Here is a 19,992-nt window from a genome sequence, read left to right on the forward strand (position 1 = left end):
CCAGCCCGCACCATGCCCGCCCGCCCGCTCTCCGACACCACGCTGCATCTCATAGACGCCGTGCGCGAAGCCCTGGCCGGCTGCGACGACGTGCAGGAAAAGCGCATGTTCGGCTGCCATGTCTTCATGGTCAACGGCAAGCTGTGCCTGGGCGTGGAAGACGACGAACTGCTGGTGCGGCTGCCGCCTTCGCAGCACGCCGCCGTGGCCGAGACGCCGGGCCTGCGCCCGCTCTCGTCCAAGGGCCAGATGGACGGCTACTTCTTCATCGGCCCCGCCGCCTACGCCACGCGCCAGCAGTGGCAGCACTGGATTGCCCAGGCCCTGGCCTTCAACCCCCACGCCAAGGCCACGCCGCCGAAAAAGCGCAAGGCCAAGGCCAGCGAACCCGCGCCCACCGACACAAAGACACCGCCAGCGCCGCCCGCCCCGGCCGGGCGCCGCACACGCAAGCACCCCATCTTCGGCGACGAATAAGCCCCCTTTGCAGGAGAGCCCCATGCCCATCCGCATCGTCCAGCTAGGCAGCCCCCGCCACGCCGATGAAGGCCTGCGCATAGGCACCGTGCGCCGCCCGCCGCGCGGCGTGCCCAAGGCCGAATTCGCCAGCCGCGACTACTACGACGTCTGGTACCCCGAACTATCGCCCCAGCCCGACACCATGCACACCGCGCTCGAATCGCACCGGCTGCAGGACCACGGCCAGCAGGCCGAGGCAGACAAGCTCTGGCAGCAGTTCGTGCGCAAATTCCGCAAGGAAATGGCCGACCCCGCCGCCAGCCGCACCCTGGACCTGCTCGCCGCCCTCTCGCAGCACAGCGCCTTCGCCATCGGCTGCTACTGCGAGCAGGAGGCGCGCTGCCATCGCGGCATCCTGCGCTCCCTGCTCAAGGAACGCGGCGCCGACATCGCGAACGGTGACAAGGACACCGGCGACATGAACCCCGGCGAAAAGTACACCGACGACACGGTCCACTGAGACACACCACAAGCTTCACAACACAGGAGACAAGCACATGCAGATCGCATTCATCGGACTCGGCAACATGGGCGGCCCCATGGCCATCAACCTGCACAAGGCCGGCCACACGGTCAAGGCCTTCGACCTCTCCAAGGACGCCTGCGCCAAGGTCGCCGCCGAAGGCCTGGCCATTGCCGCCAGCGCCGAGGACGCCGTGCAGGGCGCCGAAGCCGTGGTCTCCATGCTGCCCGCCAGCCAGCACGTGGAAGGCCTCTTCCTCGGCCGTGACGGCGCGGCCGGCCTGCTCCAGCGCATTGCCAAGGGCGCGCTCATCATCGACAGCTCCACCATCGCCGCCGCCACCAGCCAAAAGGTCGCCAAGGCCGCACAGGCCGCAGGCATCGCCTTCATCGACGCCCCCGTCTCCGGCGGCACGGGCGGCGCCATTGCAGGCACCCTCACCTTCATGGTCGGCGGCAGCGACGCCGACCTGGAGCGCGCCCGCCCCCTGCTCGAAAAAATGGGCGCCAACATCTTCCACGCCGGAGCCGTGGGCGCGGGCCAGACCGCCAAGATCTGCAACAACATGCTGCTGGGCATCCTCATGATCGGCACCAGCGAAGCCATCGCCCTGGGCGTGGCCAACGGCCTGGACCCCAAGGTCCTCAGCGAAATCATGCGCCGCAGCTCGGGCGGCAACTGGGCCCTGGAAAAATACAACCCCTTCCCCGGCGTCCACGAAAACGCCCCCGCCTCCAAGAACTACGCAGGCGGCTTCGGCACCGACCTCATGCTCAAGGACCTGGGCCTGGCCCAGGAAAACGCCATGGCCGTCAAGGCCTCCACGCCGCTGGGCGGCATGGCCCGCGCCATGTACGCCATGCACTCCATCGCCGGCAACGGCGCCCTGGACTTCTCCAGCGTCATCCGCTCCCTGCAAAAGAACGGCTGACCGCCAGGCTCAGGCCAGCGGGCAATGCCCTGCACCCGCACCCGCACCCGCACCCCTCAATCCCGTATGCCCGCGCCTGCGTCGGGCCGCCTGCGGGGTTGCAGTCCTGCCGCAGGACAAGGACTGCCTCGTCAACTGACTCGCCGCAGTTGTCTGAACGGAGCGCGCAGCGCGCAGTGAGTTCTGCGGCGGACCCCGCAGGCGGCCCGACGCAGGTTGCCCCGCAGCGCAGCGAAGGGGTCGCGGGCATTCGGGTCGTCTTTCTTTGGCCTACGTTTCTTTGACGAATCAAAGAAAGGTAGGTCGGCTGCCGGGCCGAAACCCGGCCTCGAAAAACAACCACCCGGCAGGGTCAAAAACAAGAAACCCCGACCGGGGTTTTCTCTCTTCAGACCCATGGCAGCCCTACGTAAGCTGCCACCGCCACCATCAGCCATTCCACAGAACACCCGCCAGCAACCATGACCACTACGCCCCCCACCTTCGCCTCCATGCCCACCGAGGAAGGCTACTTCGGCCCCTACGGCGGCCAGTTGGTCCCGCCCCACCTCAAGCAGGCCATGGACGACATCAACACCGCCTACGCCGAAATCACCAAACGCCAAGACTTCCAGCAGGAACTGGCCCAGCTCTTCGCCGACTACGTGGGCCGCCCAAGCCCCATCTTCCACGCGCGGCGCCTGTCGGAGCAGCTCGGCGGCGCACAGATCCACCTCAAGCGCGAAGACCTCAACCACACCGGCGCCCACAAGATCAACCACTGCCTGGGCGAGGCCCTGCTGGCCAAGTTCATGGGCAAGAAGAAGGTCATCGCAGAAACCGGCGCCGGCCAGCACGGCGTGGCCCTGGCCACGGCCTGCGCGCTGGTGGGCATTCCCTGCGAGATCCACATGGGACAGGTGGACATCGAGAAGGAACACCCCAACGTCACCAAGATGCGCATCCTGGGCTGCAAGCTCGTGCCCGTCACGCGCGGCGCGGCCACGCTCAAGGAAGCCGTGGACAGCGCCTTCGAGGAATACCTCACCAACCCCACCGACTACATCTACGCCATCGGCTCCGTGGTCGGCCCCCACCCGTTTCCGATGATGGTGCGCGACTTCCAGAGCATCATCGGCCGCGAGGCGCGCGAGCAATTCCAGGCCAAACACGGCAAGCTGCCCGACCATGTGGCAGCCTGCGTGGGCGGCGGCTCCAACGCCATGGGCATCTTCACGGCCTTCCTGGGCGATGCCTCGGTCAAGCTCGTCGGCGTGGAGCCCTCGGGCGAAGGCACGGACAAGCCCGGCCGCCACGCAGCCACCCTCAGCATGGGCAAGCCCGGTGAAATCCACGGCATGAAGTGCTACGTACTGGAAAACGCAGACGGCACGCCGGCTGCCGTGCACAGCATTGCCTCGGGCCTGGACTATCCGGGCGTGGGCCCGCAGCACAGCTACCTCAAGGACCTGGGCCGCGTGCAGTACGAATCCGTCACCGACAAGGAATGCCTGGACGCCTTCATGCAGCTGTCGCGCGTGGAAGGCATCATCCCCGCCCTGGAAAGCGCCCACGCCGTGGCCTGGGCCATGCGCGTGGCGCCCGGCCTGCCCAAGGACCAGCACATCCTCATCAACCTCTCGGGCCGGGGCGACAAGGACGCCGACTACGTGGCCAAGGTGCTGGGCCTCTGAACGCAAAGCCTGCGCTGGATCAAACCGCAGCACGCCGGAGGGGGCAAAGGGCGCCCTCTCCGACAACCGCTCTCCGGGACGGTAGAGACAATGGCCCCGACCGTTGTCTTGTCCAACCCCATTTCCGGAAGGAGCCACACCCATGAAGCCTGCCCCGTTCGCACGCACCGCCGCCCTCTCCATCGCCCTGGCCCTGACCTGCGCCACCGCCGCCCTGCCCGCCGCAGCCAAATCGGTGGCTGAATGGCAGACCATCACCAGCCAGGCCAAGATCCCGCTGGAACAGGCCATCACCCGCGCCACCCAGGCCGTGCCCGGCAAGGCCATCGAAGCCCAGCTGGACGACGGCGACGGCATGGGCCCGCGCTACGAAATCGAAGTCATCACCCCGGCCGGCGACAGCGTGGAAGTCTGGGTCAACGCCATCACCGGCCAGGCCGCCCAGCACAAGAATGACGGCGCCGCCAAGCGCAAGGACCGCCAGCGCCTGGAAAAGGCCAAATCCACCATAGAGCAAGCCATACAGGCCGCCACCCGCCACACCCCCGGCACGCCCGTCAGCGCGGAACTGGACTCCCACTGGGGCCAGACCAGCTACCAGGTCGAAGTGCTGCAGGCCAACGGCACGCTCATGGAAGTCAAGATCGACGCCGTGGGCGGCGAAGTCATCCGGGCCAAGAAGGACTGAGTCTCGACCCCAACCCGACAGCGCGCTTCAGCATGGGACGCGCTTTTTTTCGCCCATTTTTTGCCTCGCTCCCGCCATATTCGCAGGCCATCCGCGCCTGCAGCACTCTTCAGGCCAACGCCACCGACACCCCCTCATCCGCAAACCGCTTTGCCGCCCTGAGCAGATAGCTCACGGCATAAAGAATGGGGTCGTCGGCCTCATCGCCATTGAGATGCTCCACCACCTCAATGGCATAGCCCAGGTTCACCGCCGTGTCGTGCAGCAGGCCCACCAGTTCCCTGTCTTCCGGCTCCAGCGACTGCGCCTGATCGGCCTTCACGTAGTAGATGCGCAGCAGATCCCGGCACACGCAATTGATGGCCGTGACCTTGTGGCGAGCGTGCAGGTCCAGCACATCCAGCGCAGCGCCCATGTGCAGGACGGCGTCTATGGCGAGGTCTTCGAGTTTGGGTGGGGGTTTGGTGGCCAAGACTTGCTGCTCCATCTGCGCTCCAGTCGAGAGTTGCTCAACGCCCAAGATCAATGGGCAAATGCGACGCCCATCTGCTGGAAGCGCCATCGCTGCGTTACAAAACTCCAACTATAGGTGGAAGACTGTCTGCACGCAAACCCGGAAGCTTTGCTCACTTTAGTGAGCAGCCATGACAGAACTTGATAAAGCCTTTGGAAGCTTGTTGCGTGAACTGCGCAACGAGCGCGCACTGTCCCAGGAGACCCTTGCCGCTGAGGCCGGGCTGGCGCGCAACTACATCAGCCAGTTGGAGCTTGGTAGCAAATGTCCGAGCCTTCGGTCTGTATTCAAGCTGTGCAAGGTGTTGGGGGTTGCGCCAGGGGATGTGGTGGGTGAGGTGGATAGGCGAGTTAGAGGGTCTGAGAGTGGCGACTAGTGAAGGACTGCTGCCGGCCAATAGCGGGCGGTCGCGACGCCCTCTTGGCAGACTGCTTCAGACTGTCTGCAGCCGTTTGGTTTTTCAATTTCAATGTCTGCTATTGACGTCAGTAGACAGTAGGTCAGCTTCACCAAGCCCAGCGAGACTCATCATTGCGGGATAGGTGAGGAGAACGGCAAACTTGACTTTGTAAAATTTTGAGTGCATCCTATCAAAATGTGACTGCAGGCAAAAATTTTAAACTCTTAAACGTTAAAATATGAATAGTCAATGGACAAGGGATAACGTTGATTTAAATTCCCTTCTTTTAAGAGAGAGTGAGCAAGTAGAATGGAAGGAAAATGTCGCGGATACTGATGACGTTGTCGAAACTATTTGCGCGTTTGCAAATGATTGGTCAAACTTGGGCGGCGGATATGTCGTCTGTGGGGCAGCCGAAAAGAAAGATGTCCACGGATTTCCGGCAGTTGAACTTGTCGGGCTCACTTCAGCACGATTGCGGGAAATTGAGGGAAAGGTTCTGACTGCTTGCAGAGATCGAATATTCCCAGGAGTGGTTCCTCTTGTTCACGAAATGGCAGGACCTACACCAGACAGACGAATATTGGTTTTTATTGTTGCGTCAACACGCCATGCTCACACGCTGCGTCGGGGTGACGACACTGGCAAGCACTATGTTCGTCTAAGTCGAGAAACACGAGAAGCTCGAGACGGAATTCTCAGAGAATTACTGGTTAGAAAAGGAGATGTCGAGCCTTGGGATCGGCGAATTTGCATCAGTGCCACTACAAATGACTTAGATCTTGTAGCTTTTCGCGATGCACTTCAACGGATGAATGTATTCGACCCCAATCGCGGGATTGACGACTATTTATCGGATACTCACTCGCTTAGTCCATTTGTACCACCTCTGTGCGGTCGCGACCCTTTGACGGGCCAACTAAGGCCTCGTAACTATGCGATGCTTTTGTTTGCACGACAATTGCAATTGCATGTACCAGGTGCATACGCTCTACTTTCAATTTATCCAGGCATTGACCGCTCAGAGCCCCATGCTGAAAGACACGAACTGGCAGGCTCGATCATTGAGCAAGCTCGGCGTTCGATCGACTTGCTAGGAGTGCAGAGTCACGTTGCATTCGACAAAACAAACGCTCAAACTCCCAATGCGCTCAAATATCCGCGCCAAGCGTTGACTGAAGCGATGATCAACGCACTTGCACATCGCGACTACGAGCTGCACGAACCAACTCGGACTACCGTTTTTTCTGATCGAATAGAGATTTCTTCTTCTGGCTCGCTCCCAACTGGAATACGTGTTGAGACATTTGAACAAGGCAAGGCTACTTCAAAATGGCGCAATCAAAGTCTAGCATGGTTCCTTAATCGTCTGCAGCTTGCGCAGGCAGAGGGACAAGGGATTCCAACAATCATCCGATCGATGAGAGAAGAAGGTTGTCCCGCTCCCAGCTTTGAAGTTACCGAGGCAAACGTCACGTGCCGCCTCCCTGCCCACCCGCGTCATGCATTAGCACGAGAATATAGTGGTATCGAAGAAGCAATTTCACTCGGAGAGTTCTCGCGTGCAAAAGATCGTGTCGATGCATTGCTGAAGCGCGATCCTTTGAACCACCGTGCGGTCGTCCTATTAACAGATGTCGCCTTGGCTCTAGGGGATGTTTCATTAGTTAGAAATTATGTTGCCGAACATAGTGGACACCTCAACAGCCTTTCGCCGACTATCCTCGCAAGAATCGCGGATGCGCTCACTTTACATTCGCAGCCGACGCAGAATGATCGTGAAGAAGCGCGCCGACTGTATTTGGCTGCTTCTCAAGGCTATGTTGAGGAGCGCGAAGTTAGAAAGCTGGCGCAAGGGCTAAGTCGCTCGGGTGATGATCATGCGGCCGTGGAGTTTCTTGATAAGCAATTCCGTGAGCATCCTGAGTGGCGAAATAATCCATCGCTCCTCCAAGTTCGTGGCAACGCATATATCGGCATGGCCAAGCAATGCTCTAGAACTGCGCGTTTCAACAACCAGTTGCCATCCTCGGCGAAAAGACGTGCGTGGGATGATTGCAGACGTTTTCTTACCGAAGCTCGACGAGATTTGGAACAAGCACTCTCGACAGATGACCAGGTTCTTAAGGAAATTGTTAAAAAGAATTTGGAATTCGCAATAAAGCAACAGCGGGCAGCAGGAGCAGATAGAGAGCGGCACTCTCAAGGAAAAAGTAAGACATAACAGCAAAAGATAAATTGCTCGATATGGCATCTGTAATTTTCCAACTGGCACCATTCATTCTTGTGCGATGATCTCTGCGGATGACGGCTATGCGGCGATGATCTGCCGTTCATGTTGCGAGCACGAATGGCAGCAGCCGCTGCAAAGTAGGCATTGGCTGTTGACCATGCGAGCAGCAGTTTTGCGATACCTATCGTCGCGGCTGCCTGCTTGCAGGCAACCCCGATAGTTCAGATGGATCAAGGGGCAGGAACGTCCCTGTGAATCCACCTCCGAACGTCCGGTCTCGACAAAACCCATCCGTTGATAGAAGCCCACGGCTTGGGAGTTCTGCAGGTTGACGTCGGTGCTCAATGTTCCATGCAGCGACAACCCATGCTGCACCAATTGGCGGCCAATGCCGCCCCCACGGACATCAGGATCGATGAAGAGCGCCTCCATATGTGTGCCGTCGATGAGCATGAAGCCATGGGGTTTGTCGTCTGGATCGACAGCAACGGTCACTGGCGCATGGGGTAGAAAGCCACACACTTCGGCGTCAAAGGCCTTTTGATCCTCGGCGCTGAGAAAGTGACGGGTGGCGTCCACGGAGCGCCGCAAAATCCTGCCCAAGAGCCCCCTTCCCTCGCTTCTGGCGCCTGCAGAAGACCCGGGGCGCTGGCTGGCGCAGCTGGGACAAGGACGGCAAGCCCATCCCCAGGGACCAGTTTGTCGGCGCCCGGGCTGCCCGTGGCGAGCTGGTGGTGCCGGACCTGGACTGTGTGATGGGCGCGAAGTCTGGACGCGCCTGTGCGGCATGCCGCTGCGCAATACCGACAAGGAGGCGGTGGCAACGGCCATCGCCATCCTGGCCATCAATGCGGAACGGCGGGGCGCTGACGAAGCACCCCAGATGGTTTGAGAATCAAACCAGAAACCGTCCACCGGACCGGGTCAACTCCCCCAATCACCGGGGGTTCCGTTGCCTTGCCTATGCCATGCAATCGCAGTCCCAGTCCCAGTCGCAGTCGTTCAGGGAGCGCCGTATTCGCTCAGTTTCTTGCTGAACCCAAAGGTCCACAGTCGCTGCGCGCGATCGTTGACGTCATTGGTGGTAAAGCGCAGGCTCGCCGCGCCCTTGGCGCATTGGCCATCGTTCACGATCTTGCCTTCGGCGTCCACCATGCATTTGGTGACTTCCGAGCCTTCGATTTCCTTGCCGCTGGCGTCCAGCACGGCCAGCGAAACACCGAAGTCGGTGTCGTTGGTCAGCGCCAACGTGTAGTCATCGACCAGTGCCAGGCCTTCGGCCTTCTCGGCCACCCAGCCAGTGGCGTTCAGGTTGAAGAGCCGGGTCTTCTTGAGCGTCACGACCTTGGAATAGTCCGAGCCATTGACCGGCTTGCCAGTCAGGCTGCTCTTTTCCAGGTCGGAGCCCAGCGCGGTGATGTCGGTGGCGTTGGCCGGAAACTCGATCAGAACCAGGTCGTTGAAGACTTGCTTGTCCTTGCCAGTGCCTTGCTCGATGGCGATGAATTTCCCCTTGCCCAGTGAGACCATATCACCCAGCTTGGCATTGCCGGTCTTGCCTTGGTTGTACCAGCGGCTGTCCACGGGCAAGGCAAACAGGCGGGTTTTCTCGGTGGTCGGGTCAAACTCCACCCAGCGCACAAAGCGAGCGTAGTCGCGCACGTTCTCCGACTTGCCAGTGGCGTCGGGAACGGCAGCGGTGGTGTAGTCGGCCTTGCCGTCGTCCAGAGGGCTTTGCAGGAAACCGTGCAGCTTGCCGCTGGCCACATCAATGCTCAGCCCCTCCATGCCACGGTTGGCGCGGCGCTTGGCGAGAATGGCCGGCAGATCGGCCGCGCCAGCGCCGGGCCCGTATTTCTTCTGGATGATGCCGGTCGCCGGGTCGATCTTCACGATGAAGGGTCCGTATTCGTCGGACACCCACAGCACATTGCGTGCGGCATCCACCACCACGGATTCTGTGTCCAGGCCGAATTCGCTGTAGCCCTTGGCCTTGCCGGGATAGGTGAAGGAGTCGTCCAGGACTTGCTCGCCCGTGTTGCCTGTGATGCCCCGTGGCTGCACGCGGCCGTTGGCGTTCTGTGTGGCGCTGAATCTGAGCGGCAGGGTGGAGACGAGCCTGGCTCCGTCCTTTCCGAGGGCGATCACGCCGATGGACGGAGTGAAGTTGGGCGAGGGAAACACCGTGGAACTGGCAAAGCCCGCGGGATTGGAGCCGTCGGTGATCTGCGTGACCGGGCCGGTGGTCGCGTTCGGGCCGCGATCGGTGATGGCGTAGAACTCCAGCGTGCCGTCGGCACGCCTGCCCTTCAAGGCCAGGCCCGAACCGTAGGCTGGCAGAAATCCCTTGGGGAAATCGGCCTTGGTGGCGGGGTGTTGGCCTTCGTAGGGGAAATAGAACCTGTCGTCGAACTGGACGTCCTGGCGCGTGACGGTGGCGCGGATGCTGCCGACGCCGGTGGTCTGCGTCACCGTCTCGGAGCCGGCGGCCTGGAGCGGGCGGGTGTCGGCGCAAGCGCTCAGCAAGGCAGCCGCGGCGGCGATCACTGCCATCAGGCAGGAAGAGGAAGTGGGGGGGCGCATGGCGAGTAGGTCTTGAGAAGAAGAGGCAAGCCTGATAGGCAGATAGGCAGATCGGCAGGCCCTGCGTGGCAAGGGCCTGCCCAAGCTTGAAGGCTTCGTTTCTGGAAAAGGCGCTGTGCCGCTCAGAACGAGTGGCTGATGCCCAGATCCACACCGGTCGAGCCGGCGTTGGCCACACCCGCAGGGCCGCCGATCAGGCCGACGCTGGCGCCGTTCTTGTTGTTGACACGCGCCAGCCCTGCGTACAGAGAGGTGCGCTTGGAGAAGTCGTAGACATATCCGATCGAATACTTGTCGGCCTTGCCGCCGCTGCGCGTGAGGGCAGAGGCGTTGCCGCTGAACTTGGCGCTGGCGTACTTGACGCGCAAGCTGCCTGGCCCCATGGGGATGGTTGCGCCCAGATAGAAACCGTCCACCTTCCCGGAGGTTGCGCCGTTGACGGGCTCCCACTTCAGGCTGTTGTATCCGCCATTGAGCAGGAAACTGCCGAAGTTGTACGAGGCGCCCAGCACCAGGTCTTCCAGATCGCTGGTTGCAGCGATGGCGCTGGGCGAAGCCACGGCCGCGGTGCCGTCGATCCTGCCGTAGCCGATACCCACGTTCAGCGGGCCAGAGCGATAGCCCAGGTTGCCGCCTATGTACCTGCGGGCCTTGCTTGCGCCAGAGCCGGAGGCGTTCTCGTCGCCAAAGGAAACCGAGAACTGGCCATAGACACCGCCCAGGTCGCTCGGCAGGAAGTAGCCCACGGCGTTGCTGATGCGCGTGCGGTCAACCACGCCGCTTTGGCTGGCGGCGTTGTAGGCAGTCTGGCGGATCGTCTGGAACAGATTGGCCTGCACACCGGTGGTGGTGTCGGGGCCCGCGAAAGCGGTGAAGATGTTGTAGCTGGGGGTGTAGTCGCGACCCAGCCGGATTTCACCCCAGGAATTGTTGCTCAGCCCGATCGTGGAGCGGCGCTCGAAGCCAAGGGAGCCGCTGCTGCCGCCAGTGCCGACATCGGGGTTGAGGCCGCCTTCAAGCCAGAGCTGAGCTCTGTTGCCGCCGCCGAGGTCCTCCGTGCCGCGCAAGCCAAGCAAGCTGGTCTTGCCTTGGCTGGAGTTCAGTGCATTGAGCCTGTTGCTGCCGGACTTGGCAATGGTGACGCCGACGTCCACCACACCAAAAATGGTGACGGAAGATTGTGCCAAGGCCAAGCTGGAAGAAGAGGCGAAGAATGTGCCCATCGCGAGTCCCAGAATGCGCGAGCACGTTTTTTGATTTTTCATTGGCGAGATACGAACTGAACTTATTAATGAGAATGACGGTAGCCTCCTGCCACCGCTGCGGGAACTCTAGGCAACACATAAGTATTCTTCGTGACAGCTGTGCTGTGTGACATGAAAGTCACAGCAGCGGCGGTGCCTGCGGCACGTTTCCTGCAGGGAAGCCCTCTCGCCCCCACCCTTCAACCATGGCCTGCACGACGGGGCAGATCATTCATTGCCGATTTGTTTGATTCATATTCGAGAATTGGCGGAAATATGCATTCTTTTGCCATTTCCCCAATAAGGTTCTGGACTTCCATATTTTCAATGGCACATTTCGAGCGTTCGTCGATCGATTCATCAGTCATTGGGGACCCAAATTCAGCCCATTGCACGGCCAGTTCAACCCCATAGTCCCTGGGAGGGCGAAGTCCCACAAGAATTGCCGCACCGAGGACTGCAGCCTCAACATCGGTCGCACCAGCAGTCACAGCTATGATCCCCAGGCAGCATCGCCGTCCCCGCCAGCGGCGAGCTGCCCCCTCTCCTCCACCCAACGCCCCGCCCCATCCCCAATGATCCAAGAGTCCGAAGAGATTGCCCTGCTTCGCGAGGAAAACGCCCGGCTGCGGGCGCAGCTGGCGATTGCCACGGCGGGCCATGCCAGCGCCGTGCAGGGCGCGGGCGCCAGCGATAAGGACCCCTTCGATGCGCAGGTCGCGGACCAGAAGACGCTGTTCTCGGATTTCATCGAGCATCTGCCTATAGGCCTGTGCCTGGTGGGCAAGGGCGGCAAGGTACTGATGTCCAACCCGGCCTACCGCCATTTCCTGCCGGACACCCCTATCCCGTCGCTGCTGTCGGCCGAGGAAGACCGGGGGCGCTGGCGCAGTTGGGACAAGGACGGCAAGCCCGTCCCCCGCGACCAGTTTGTGGCCGCCCGCGCGTTCCGCGGGGAGCTGGTGGTGCCGGGTGTTGACTGCGTCTATGACACGCCCCAGGGGCTTGAGGTATGGACGCGCGTGTTCGGGGTGCCGCTGCGCAATGCAGACAAGGAAGTCGTGGCCACGGCCATCGCCATTCTGGACATCGATGCGGAACGGCGGGCGCTGGACATGTTGCGCCAGAGCGAGGAACGGCTGGATGCGCTGGTGCGCTCCTCCTCGGAAGTGCGCTACTCCATCAGTGCGGACTGGAGCGAGCTGCACCAGCTGGCAGGCGGCGGGTTCATCCCCGACACGCAGGCGTCCAACACGAACTGGCTGGAAGACTACATCCCCCCGGAGGACCGCGACCTGGTGCGCGCGGAGATCGCGCGGGCCATCCGCACGAAGACCGACTATGTGATCGAGCACCGGGTGAACCGGGTCGATGGCAGCGTGGGCTGGGCGTTCTCGCGCGCCGTGCCGCTGTTCGATGCCGCAGGCGCCATCACCGGCTGGCTGGGAGCGGCCTCCGACATCACCGAGCGCAAGCAGGCCCAGGCCGCGCTGGAGCGCTTGAATGCCACGCTGGAGGAACAGGTGGCAGAGCGCACGGCCGACCGCAACGCGCTGTGGCAGCTGTCTTCCGACATCATGATGCGCTGCACGTTCGAAGGCATCATCACTGCGGTCAACCCGGCCTGGACCGAGGTGTTGGGCTGGCGTGAAGACGAGCTGCTGGGCACAACGCTTTTTCATCTCATCCATCCTGAGGATCTGGCGCGCACCATCCAGGACACGCAGGAGCTGGCCACAGGCATGGCGCATGCCCGGTTTGACAACCGGTATCGCCATCGGGATGGGAGCTACCGCTGGATCTCCTGGTCCACGCGTTCGGCGGCAGGCCGAATCAATGCCGTGGGCCGCGACATCACCTCCGAAATGGCCAAGGCCGAAGCGCTGGCCAAGGTGCAGGAGCAACTGCGCCAGTCGCAGAAGATGGAGGCGGTGGGCCAGCTGACGGGCGGCCTTGCGCACGACTTCAACAACCTGCTGGCGGCCGTCATGGGCAATCTGGAGCTGCTGCAGCGGATGCTGGCGCGCGGCCAGGTGGACAACCTCACGCGCTTCATCCATGGAGCGCAGGGGGCGGTGCGGCGCGCCGCCACGCTCACGCAGCGGCTGCTTGCGTTCTCGCGCCGGCAGATCCTGGACTCCAAGCCCACCGATATGGCCGCGCTCCTGGCCGACTGGGAGGACCTGCTGCGCAGGACCGTGGGCGCCAGCGTGGACATCGACATCGTGCCGGCAGCCCATCTGTGGCATGCGCAAATCGATGGAACGCAGCTGGAGAACGCCATCCTGAACCTGTGCATCAACGCCCGCGATGCCATGCCCGAAGGCGGCCGGCTGACCATCAGGACAGCCAATATCGAGCTTGAAGAGGCGGCAGCCCGGGAGTGGGATCTTCCGACGGGCGGCTATGTGTCGCTGTGCGTCACCGATACGGGCACCGGCATGTCGGAGCAGACCATTGCGCGCGCCTTCGAGCCGTTCTACACCACCAAGCCGGTGGGCCATGGAACCGGGTTGGGGCTGTCGATGATCTACGGCTTCGCGCGGCAATCGGGAGGAGCGGTCAGGATCTTCTCCCAGCCGGGCCAGGGCACCACGGTCTGCCTGTATCTGCCCAGATGCGACGCCGCGCCCGTTGCAGAACGCGCGGTCGATGCGGCAAGGCAGGTAGTCGTTCCTGCCCAAAGGACCTTGCTGGTGGTGGATGACGAAGCCCCGATCCGCCATCTCATCGACGAGGCGCTTGTCGACCTGGGCTACACGGTGCTTGCCGTGGCCGATGCAGCCGCCGCGCTGCAGGTGCTGCGCGCCGGAACCCGGGTGGACATGCTGATCACGGACATGAGGCTGCGCGGCGGAATGAATGGCAAGCAGCTGGCCGACGAGGCTCGCCTGGCCCGTTCCGACCTGCCGGTGCTCTTCATCACCGGATTCACCGAGGCATCTCCGCTCAGCCAGGAAAACCTGCACCCCGGAACGCAGCTTCTGACCAAGCCGTTCACATTGGATGCGCTGGCGCTCAAGGTGGCGGAGATTCTGGGCAGTACAGACGCTGTGCCATTGGACTGAGTTGCGCGGCTGGCGCCGTGGTGACCCGCAGATTCCGGGCGCCTGTCTCGCAGCTCAAACCCTGCCATATCGCATCTCCCTCGGCCCTCGTAGTGGCTATGTGGGCAGACTCGATCGCCGACGACAAAGGGGCACTGCCAAAGCGGCAAGAGCACTCGGATGCACGGCACCAGGAACTTACGGATTCATCAAGCCTGCGAATCAGCGCAAGCCTTGCTCATCAGGCCATCCGAATGCGTGTGTTTAGACCGTTGATCGTCAATTCACGTCAATTCCTAGGAAGTATCTTATTTTTCAGAACAAACAGAAAACGACAGCAGTCTGCACTTGATCTGAAAATGCTAAAGAACTTAGACTAATAGCGCCACTCACTGAGATGTGGCAGCAAAGGCTTATTAAAACTTCAGCACAGAGGGAACTATGCTAAGTAAAATTCTCACCGGATCCATACTTGTTCTCGGATCAATATCTGCAATGGCCCAAGATTTTTTGATAGGGAACGAGGAAATTGAAAAGAACGGCATGCCAATGGTCGCCAGAAGTATTTCTGGCAGCATGGCTGGAATGAATGGTACCGTGACCATAAATCTAGTCAAGCTATCAAATGGATCTTATCTCTACGAAACCACCAATCAAAATGATGAAGCAATTGAATTCAACAAGAGGTTGTGTGAAATGTACGGAGACAAAAATCCAGAATCTCCTGGAAAAATGGTAATTGGTAGCGATGAAAGGAATATACCCCTTCATTGTGAACCGGCCTCCCTTCAAAAGGAAATGTCATTTAAGCAACATTCCAACTACTATTACATGCCTGGTGGCCAATGGGACTACAGACCTGTTCTATCTCTAAGCTACGACCCTTACCCACGTGCTGGCTCATATACAAGAGTATCTGCAAGTGTAGGAGTTGACTTTTCTGTCGCGAGAGGTGGCGATCTTTCACTCGCCGTTGGAGTTCGAGGAATTCCAAATTGCTATAACAATGGTTTCACCATGGCTGGTAGCATTCCAGTAGCAAATTTGCAAGTCGCAGTTCTGTGCTACATGTACCCCCATTTGGCCGGCACAGGAGGAAAGGCCGTTTCTGCTCGAGCAGTTTCGGAAAGCAAATACTCGGCCAGTGAAAATGGGATAATGGAAATCTATTGAAGCAACAATAAACCAAGTGCATGACACCAGGAAGCCATGGTGCCTTCTTCAGCCTAAAACAGAAGAAAGTACCATGGCAACCCGTCTTTGATGATGGTGCCCGCACAACGCCGCACATCCGCGCATAACTCCAGCCAGTATCCGGCCATCAACGGCTTTGGCCAATTACTTCACAGGCCGCTGATATGAAAAAACCATGTCAAGATCCAGTTTTTTGCGAAGTGTGTTGGCTGGCGCAGTCTTGCTGATCATCGCATGCGGCGACGCAAAAAACGCAACCGCTTGCGAAAACCATGACCTTAATCTGGTTCGAACGAATGTACTGAAAAAACTGAAAGAGAAGTTTCCTCAGTACGCATTCGATATCACCAAGGTGACGTTTTCTCCGGGAGAAAAAGTGCCTTTTTGGCACGTGGAGGCCATCACCCAATCGAATGGTAAGGAGCTGGTGGTTTTCGCCATGCACTACTGCGAAGGGTCTGTAGAGGTGACAGCCCTCAACCCCTACCACCCTTGACGGCGGTGGATGCCATCGCCCTCACCCTCTCAATGAAAGCCTCCAGCACCGCCGCAGGCTGGTCCGCCCGCCAGGCCATGACGGCGGGCGTCATGGCCTGCTGCGGACCGCGCAGCGGCACGAACACCACGCCGTTCATGCCCACGCGCTGCATGCAGCTGGGCACCAGGGCCACGCCCTGCTCTGCCGAGACCAGAGCCATGACGGTGAGCCACTGGCGCGCCGCGTGGCGGGTGTGGGGGTGGATGCCGGCCTGCTGCAGGCAGGCGATGACGTTGTCGTAGTTGGCCGGGGCCACTTCGCGGGCGAACATGACGAAGGTGTCGCGGGCCAGTTCGCGCAGGTCGATGTCGGACTGCCGGGCCAGCGCATGCGTGGCGGGCAGGCAGCAGACAAAGGGTTCCTCGCCAATCGACAGGGTCTGCAGGCCGTCTGGCGGGATGGCTATGTTGAGAAAGCCGCAGTCGATCTGGCCGCTGGCAATGGCCTGCAGTTGCTCGCGCGTGGACATTTCATGCAGGCAGACTTCGACCAGGGGGCGTTCTGCGCGGAAGGCGCGGCAGAAGTCGGGCACCTGGCGGTAGACCATGGAGCCGGTGATGCCCACGTCCAGCCGGCCCTGCATGCCTTCGGCCACGCCGCGCACCACGTCGGCCGCATGCTGCAGCTGGGCGAGCACCTTGCGTGCCTCGACCAGGAAGGCCTCGCCTGCGGGGGTGAGGCGCACGTTCTTGGCGTCGCGGTCCATGAGGCTGGCGCCCAGGTCCTGCTCCAGGGTCTTGAGCGCCATGCTCAGCGGCGGCTGGGTGATGCACAGGCGCTGGGCCGCGCGGCCGAAATGGCGTTCCTCGGCCAGGGCGACGAAATAGCGCAGCAGATGGGTCTTCATGAGAGGCGGCGGATGGGGAGCAAGCGAGATGGCATCTTGCACCATGGCTACCTCTGAAATACAGATTGATAAATCATGGGACTTCAGATGGTTCGCAGCCACAAAACCCGCGCAACTCAACTTTGAGACACCGAGGAAGGGCCGCCCCGCACCGAGGGTGTCGTCCCCCTCCGCGCAGCGAGAAGGGGGAAGGCGCGAAGCGACTCAGGGGGTCAATACGATTTAGGCAAGCCCAATACCTTTTCGGCGATGAAGCACATGATGAGCTGCGGGCTGACGGGCGCCAGGCGCGGGATCCAGGATTCGCGCATGTAGCGCTCCACGTGGTATTCCTTGGCGTAGCCCATGCCGCCGTGCGTGAAGATGGCGGTTTCGCAGGCCTTGGCGCAGGCTTCGGCCGCCAGGTACTTGGCGGCGTTGGCCTCGGCGCCGCAGGGCAGCCCCCTGTCGTAGAGGAAGGCGGCCTTTTGCACCATGAGGTGGGCCGCCTCAAGCCCCATCCAGGCCTGGGCCAGCGGGTGCTGTATGCCCTGGTTCTGGCCGATGGGGCGGTCGAAGACCACGCGCTCCTTGGCGTACTGGGTGGCGCGCGCCAGGGCGGCGCGGCCCAGGCCCACGGCCTCGGCGGCGATGAGGATGCGCTCGGGGTTGAGGCCGTGCAGGATGTACGAGAAGCCCTTGCCCTCTTCGCCGATGCGGTCCTCGGCGGGGATGCGCAGGCCGTCGATGAACAGCTGGTTGGTGTCCACGCATTTGCGGCCCAGCTTGTCGATCTCACGCACCTCGATGCGTTCGCGGTCCAGGTCGGTGTAGAACAGGCTCAGACCTTCCGTGCCCTTGCACTCTTCCACGGGCTTGGTGCGCACCAGCAGCAGGATCTTGTTGGCAACCTGGGCGGTGGAGATGAAGACTTTCTGGCCATGGACCACGTAGACGTCGCCATCGCGCACGGCGCGGGTCTGCAGCTTGAGGGTGTTGAGGCCGGCATTGGGCTCGGTGACGCCGAAGCAGGCCTTGTCCGTGCCCGCGATCAGCGGGGGCAGCCAGCGGCGCTTTTGCTCGTCCGTGCCGAAGACGACGACGGGGTGCAGGCCGAAGATGTTCATGTGCACGGCCGAGGCGCCCGACAGGCCCGCGCCCGTGGCCGAGATGGTGTGCATCATCAGCGCCGCTTCGCTGATGCCCAGGCCCGCGCCGCCGAATTCTTCGGGCATGGCAATGCCCAGCCAGCCCGCGTCGGCCAGGGCCTTGTGGAAGTCGTGCGGGAAGCCGCCTTCGTGGTCCTTGCGCAGCCAGTAGTCGGCGTCAAAGGGGGCGCAGGCGCGCTCGACGGCGTCGCGTATCTGTTCCTGTTCTTCGTTCCACAGAAAGTCCATGGTGTGTTCTCCGTTGCTTGTTGCTGTTCGCTTGTCGTGTCTGTGGGGTGACGGCGCTCAGGCTGCCGGCCGGCGCACGCGCTCGGGGCTCTCTGCGTAAGGCGGGCTGTAGAAGACCAGCAGGCGCACGGGCTCGGCGCTGGTCACGCGGAAGATGTGCATGCAGTCCTCGGGGAAGAAGCAGGTGTCGCCGGGCTGCATGGCAAAGCGTTCCTTGCCGTCCGGGGTGTCGATTTCCACCTCGGCCGTGCCGGCCAGCAGGTAGCACGCCTGCTCCATGCCGGGGTGGGCATGGGGCAGCGCGCCGCCGCCCTGCTCCAGCGTGCCCAGCACCAGCTCCATGTGGCGCGCGCCCACGTTGGCGGCGCTGACCAGGCGCCGGTTGACGGTGCCGTGGTGGTTGGCGGGGCTGTAGCCGGGCACGTCTTGTTCGCGGATCAGGTAGCGGGGCATGGGCGGTTTCCTTCTGTTTGTGCCTGTGCTTGTGTTTGTGGTGGGGCGTCTTGCAGCGCGGCAGCCTGGCTGCAGGCGCGGCTGGCCTGCAGGGCGGCCAGTTCGGCCTCGGTCAGGCCCGCGTCGCGCAGCACCTGCAGGGTGTGTTCGCCCAGGCGCGGCGCGGGGGCGGCGCGTTCTGCGGGCGGCGTGGCGCTCCAGCGCGTGGGGCTGGCCGTGGTGCGCAGCCGGCCTTCGCTGGGGTGGTCTATCTCGTGCACGAAGCCGGTGGCCTGGTGCTGGGGGTCGGCGATCAGGTCCTCGGGCGAGGCCATGGGCATGTTGGGCACATCGGCCGCGTCCAGCAGCGTGCGCCATTCGGCGGTGTTGCGCCCTGCCATCAGCCGCGAGACTTCGGCATAGACGGCATCGATGTGCAGCGCGCGCTGGCTGTGGGTGGCGAAGATGGGCTCGGCCATGCGCTCGGGCTGGCCTATGGCGTTGAAGAAGCTGTGCCAGTGCTTGTCGTTGTAGATGAGAACGCACAGGTGGCCGTCGCTGGTGCGATAGGGCCTGCGGTGGGACGTGAGCAGGCGCGCATAGCCGGGGCCGCCCAGTTGCGGCTCGAACGACAGGCCCGCCATGTGGTCGCCCAGGATGAACTGGGTCATGGCCTCGAACATGGGCACGACTACGGCCTGGCCCTTGCCGGTTTTCTCGCGCGCATAGAGGGCGGCCGTGACGGCGTAGACCGCGTGCAGGCCGGTGACGCGGTCGCCCAGGGTCATGGGGGCATAGGCCGGCTCGCCGCCTCCGTATTGCTGCGCCAGCCAGGGCACGCCGGTGGCGCCCTGGATGAGGTCGTCATAGGCGGGCCGGGCCGCGTAGGGGCCGCGCTGGTCGAAGCCGCAGCAGCTCACGTGGATGATGCGCGGGTTGCGCGCCGCCACGTCCTCGTAGGCCAGGCCCAGGCGCGCCATGGCCTGGGGCCGCACGTTGCTGACCAGCACGTCGCAGCCTTCGGCCAGGCGCAGCAGGGCCTCGCGCGCGGCGCCCTGCTTGAGGTCCAGCACCACGGAGCGCTTGCCCTGGTTGGCCTGCAGGAAGATGTGGCCCATGGCGGGGTTGCGCATGGGGCCGACGTGGCGCATGTTGTCGCCCTCGGGCGATTCGACCTTGATCACCTCGGCCCCCAGGCCTGCAAGGATCTGGGTGGCAAAGGGGCCCATGACCACCGAGGTCATGTCCAGCACCTTCACCCCTGCAAGAGGGCCTTGCTGCCCTTGCTGAGCTTGTTCCATGGGGCTCTC

The 19,992-nt window shown here is 62.1% G+C and carries 18 protein-coding genes and 1 pseudogene; 10 read left to right on the plus strand and 9 right to left on the minus strand.

Going from position 1 to position 19,992, the window contains the following annotated elements:
• Positions 1-12: 12 nt before the first annotated feature.
• The 5 genes from IB269_RS15615 to IB269_RS15635 all read left to right on the plus strand — a co-directional run bounded on the left by IB269_RS15615 (position 13) and on the right by IB269_RS15635 (position 4,274).
• Positions 13-477, plus strand: a complete 465-nt coding sequence (locus tag IB269_RS15615; protein ID WP_192367597.1) for a TfoX/Sxy family protein — start codon at positions 13-15, stop codon at positions 475-477.
• 22 nt (positions 478-499) lie between these two features.
• Positions 500-979, plus strand: coding sequence for a DUF488 domain-containing protein (locus tag IB269_RS15620; RefSeq protein ID WP_192367598.1), 480 nt, complete (start codon positions 500-502; stop codon positions 977-979).
• Positions 980-1,016: 37 nt separating this feature from the next.
• Positions 1,017-1,913, plus strand: a complete 897-nt coding sequence (gene mmsB, locus IB269_RS15625; protein WP_192367599.1) for a 3-hydroxyisobutyrate dehydrogenase — start codon at positions 1,017-1,019, stop codon at positions 1,911-1,913.
• 461 nt (positions 1,914-2,374) lie between these two features.
• Positions 2,375-3,586: a tryptophan synthase subunit beta gene (trpB, locus tag IB269_RS15630; protein ID WP_192367600.1), complete on the plus strand. Its 1,212-nt coding sequence runs from the start codon at positions 2,375-2,377 to the stop codon at positions 3,584-3,586.
• Positions 3,587-3,728: 142 nt separating this feature from the next.
• On the plus strand, positions 3,729-4,274 hold the full coding sequence (locus IB269_RS15635; protein ID WP_016445999.1) for a PepSY domain-containing protein: 546 nt from the start codon (positions 3,729-3,731) through the stop codon (positions 4,272-4,274).
• A gap of 109 nt (positions 4,275-4,383) precedes the next feature.
• Here the strand turns inward: IB269_RS15635 and IB269_RS15640 are convergent, their stop codons facing one another.
• Positions 4,384-4,689, minus strand: coding sequence for a hypothetical protein (locus tag IB269_RS15640; protein ID WP_225614216.1), 306 nt, complete (start codon positions 4,687-4,689; stop codon positions 4,384-4,386).
• A gap of 229 nt (positions 4,690-4,918) precedes the next feature.
• Here IB269_RS15640 and IB269_RS15645 point away from each other — a divergent pair, with 229 nt between their 5' ends.
• A complete protein-coding gene (locus tag IB269_RS15645) occupies positions 4,919-5,164 on the plus strand; it encodes a helix-turn-helix domain-containing protein (RefSeq protein WP_192367602.1) in 246 nt (81 codons plus the stop codon).
• A 262-nt stretch (positions 5,165-5,426) separates the two neighbouring features.
• Positions 5,427-7,412: an ATP-binding protein gene (locus IB269_RS15650; RefSeq protein WP_192367603.1), complete on the plus strand. Its 1,986-nt coding sequence runs from the start codon at positions 5,427-5,429 to the stop codon at positions 7,410-7,412.
• Between the two features lie 219 nt (positions 7,413-7,631).
• Here the strand turns inward: IB269_RS15650 and IB269_RS15655 are convergent.
• The 4 genes and pseudogenes from IB269_RS15655 to IB269_RS15670 all read right to left on the minus strand — a co-directional run.
• A pseudogene (locus tag IB269_RS15655) lies at positions 7,632-8,024 on the minus strand (acetyltransferase); the annotation flags it as partial.
• Between the two features lie 399 nt (positions 8,025-8,423).
• Positions 8,424-10,004: an esterase-like activity of phytase family protein gene (locus tag IB269_RS15660; RefSeq protein WP_192367605.1), complete on the minus strand. Its 1,581-nt coding sequence runs from the start codon at positions 10,002-10,004 to the stop codon at positions 8,424-8,426.
• A 122-nt stretch (positions 10,005-10,126) separates the two neighbouring features.
• On the minus strand, positions 10,127-11,227 hold the full coding sequence (locus tag IB269_RS15665) for a porin (RefSeq protein WP_013802488.1): 1,101 nt from the start codon (positions 11,225-11,227) through the stop codon (positions 10,127-10,129).
• A 221-nt stretch (positions 11,228-11,448) separates the two neighbouring features.
• Positions 11,449-11,739, minus strand: coding sequence for a hypothetical protein (locus IB269_RS15670; protein ID WP_192367606.1), 291 nt, complete (start codon positions 11,737-11,739; stop codon positions 11,449-11,451).
• A gap of 84 nt (positions 11,740-11,823) precedes the next feature.
• Here IB269_RS15670 and IB269_RS15675 point away from each other — a divergent pair, with 84 nt between their 5' ends.
• The 3 genes from IB269_RS15675 (at position 11,824) to IB269_RS15685 (ending at position 15,985) form a co-directional block, all read left to right on the plus strand.
• On the plus strand, positions 11,824-14,316 hold the full coding sequence (locus IB269_RS15675; protein ID WP_192367607.1) for a PAS domain-containing sensor histidine kinase: 2,493 nt from the start codon (positions 11,824-11,826) through the stop codon (positions 14,314-14,316).
• Between the two features lie 474 nt (positions 14,317-14,790).
• Positions 14,791-15,468: a hypothetical protein gene (locus IB269_RS15680; protein WP_225614158.1), complete on the plus strand. Its 678-nt coding sequence runs from the start codon at positions 14,791-14,793 to the stop codon at positions 15,466-15,468.
• Positions 15,469-15,664: 196 nt separating this feature from the next.
• Positions 15,665-15,985 carry a hypothetical protein gene (locus IB269_RS15685; protein WP_081816188.1) on the plus strand — a complete coding sequence of 107 codons (321 nt, stop codon included), beginning with the start codon at positions 15,665-15,667 and terminating at the stop codon, positions 15,983-15,985.
• Here the strand turns inward: IB269_RS15685 and IB269_RS15690 are convergent.
• The 4 genes from IB269_RS15690 to IB269_RS15705 all read right to left on the minus strand — a co-directional run bounded on the left by IB269_RS15690 (position 15,966) and on the right by IB269_RS15705 (position 19,983).
• Positions 15,966-16,919, minus strand: coding sequence for a LysR substrate-binding domain-containing protein (locus IB269_RS15690; protein WP_192367609.1), 954 nt, complete (start codon positions 16,917-16,919; stop codon positions 15,966-15,968). The genes IB269_RS15685 and IB269_RS15690 overlap by 20 nt on opposite strands.
• A gap of 167 nt (positions 16,920-17,086) precedes the next feature.
• Positions 17,087-18,250 (minus strand): acyl-CoA dehydrogenase family protein, encoded by a 1,164-nt coding sequence (locus tag IB269_RS15695; protein ID WP_012205503.1) that lies wholly within the window; start codon positions 18,248-18,250, stop codon positions 17,087-17,089.
• A 57-nt stretch (positions 18,251-18,307) separates the two neighbouring features.
• Positions 18,308-18,703 carry a cupin domain-containing protein gene (locus tag IB269_RS15700; protein WP_180317128.1) on the minus strand — a complete coding sequence of 132 codons (396 nt, stop codon included), beginning with the start codon at positions 18,701-18,703 and terminating at the stop codon, positions 18,308-18,310.
• The gene (locus tag IB269_RS15705) at positions 18,688-19,983 is read right to left on the minus strand and encodes a CaiB/BaiF CoA transferase family protein (RefSeq protein WP_192367610.1); all 1,296 of its coding nucleotides are present in this window, start codon (positions 19,981-19,983) and stop codon (positions 18,688-18,690) included. Before IB269_RS15705 ends, IB269_RS15700 begins: the two co-directional genes overlap by 16 nt.
• Positions 19,984-19,992: the final 9 nt, after the last annotated feature.

Source organism: Delftia sp. DLF01 (assembly GCF_014852125.1).
Classification (GTDB): Bacteria; Pseudomonadota; Gammaproteobacteria; order Burkholderiales; family Burkholderiaceae_C; genus Comamonas; species Comamonas acidovorans.

Excerpts from the sequence above, each read along its gene's own strand:
- IB269_RS15675 (WP_192367607.1), top strand. The coding sequence starts at position 11,824 with ATGATCCAAGAGTCCGAAGAGATTGCCCTGCTTCGCGAGGAAAACGCC.
- IB269_RS15695 (WP_012205503.1), bottom strand. The coding sequence starts at position 18,250 with ATGGACTTTCTGTGGAACGAAGAACAGGAACAGATACGCGACGCCGTC.
- IB269_RS15665 (WP_013802488.1), bottom strand. The coding sequence starts at position 11,227 with ATGGGCACATTCTTCGCCTCTTCTTCCAGCTTGGCCTTGGCACAATCT.
- IB269_RS15660 (WP_192367605.1), bottom strand. The coding sequence starts at position 10,004 with ATGCGCCCCCCCACTTCCTCTTCCTGCCTGATGGCAGTGATCGCCGCC.
- IB269_RS15685 (WP_081816188.1), top strand. The coding sequence starts at position 15,665 with ATGTCAAGATCCAGTTTTTTGCGAAGTGTGTTGGCTGGCGCAGTCTTG.
- IB269_RS15640 (WP_225614216.1), bottom strand. The coding sequence starts at position 4,689 with ATGGGCGCTGCGCTGGATGTGCTGGACCTGCACGCTCGCCACAAGGTC.
- IB269_RS15705 (WP_192367610.1), bottom strand. The coding sequence starts at position 19,983 with ATGGAACAAGCTCAGCAAGGGCAGCAAGGCCCTCTTGCAGGGGTGAAG.
- IB269_RS15620 (WP_192367598.1), top strand. The coding sequence starts at position 500 with ATGCCCATCCGCATCGTCCAGCTAGGCAGCCCCCGCCACGCCGATGAA.
- trpB (WP_192367600.1), top strand. The coding sequence starts at position 2,375 with ATGACCACTACGCCCCCCACCTTCGCCTCCATGCCCACCGAGGAAGGC.
- IB269_RS15700 (WP_180317128.1), bottom strand. The coding sequence starts at position 18,703 with ATGCCCCGCTACCTGATCCGCGAACAAGACGTGCCCGGCTACAGCCCC.
- IB269_RS15645 (WP_192367602.1), top strand. The coding sequence starts at position 4,919 with ATGACAGAACTTGATAAAGCCTTTGGAAGCTTGTTGCGTGAACTGCGC.
- IB269_RS15680 (WP_225614158.1), top strand. The coding sequence starts at position 14,791 with ATGGCCCAAGATTTTTTGATAGGGAACGAGGAAATTGAAAAGAACGGC.
- IB269_RS15635 (WP_016445999.1), top strand. The coding sequence starts at position 3,729 with ATGAAGCCTGCCCCGTTCGCACGCACCGCCGCCCTCTCCATCGCCCTG.
- IB269_RS15615 (WP_192367597.1), top strand. The coding sequence starts at position 13 with ATGCCCGCCCGCCCGCTCTCCGACACCACGCTGCATCTCATAGACGCC.
- mmsB (WP_192367599.1), top strand. The coding sequence starts at position 1,017 with ATGCAGATCGCATTCATCGGACTCGGCAACATGGGCGGCCCCATGGCC.
- IB269_RS15650 (WP_192367603.1), top strand. The coding sequence starts at position 5,427 with ATGAATAGTCAATGGACAAGGGATAACGTTGATTTAAATTCCCTTCTT.
- IB269_RS15690 (WP_192367609.1), bottom strand. The coding sequence starts at position 16,919 with ATGGTGCAAGATGCCATCTCGCTTGCTCCCCATCCGCCGCCTCTCATG.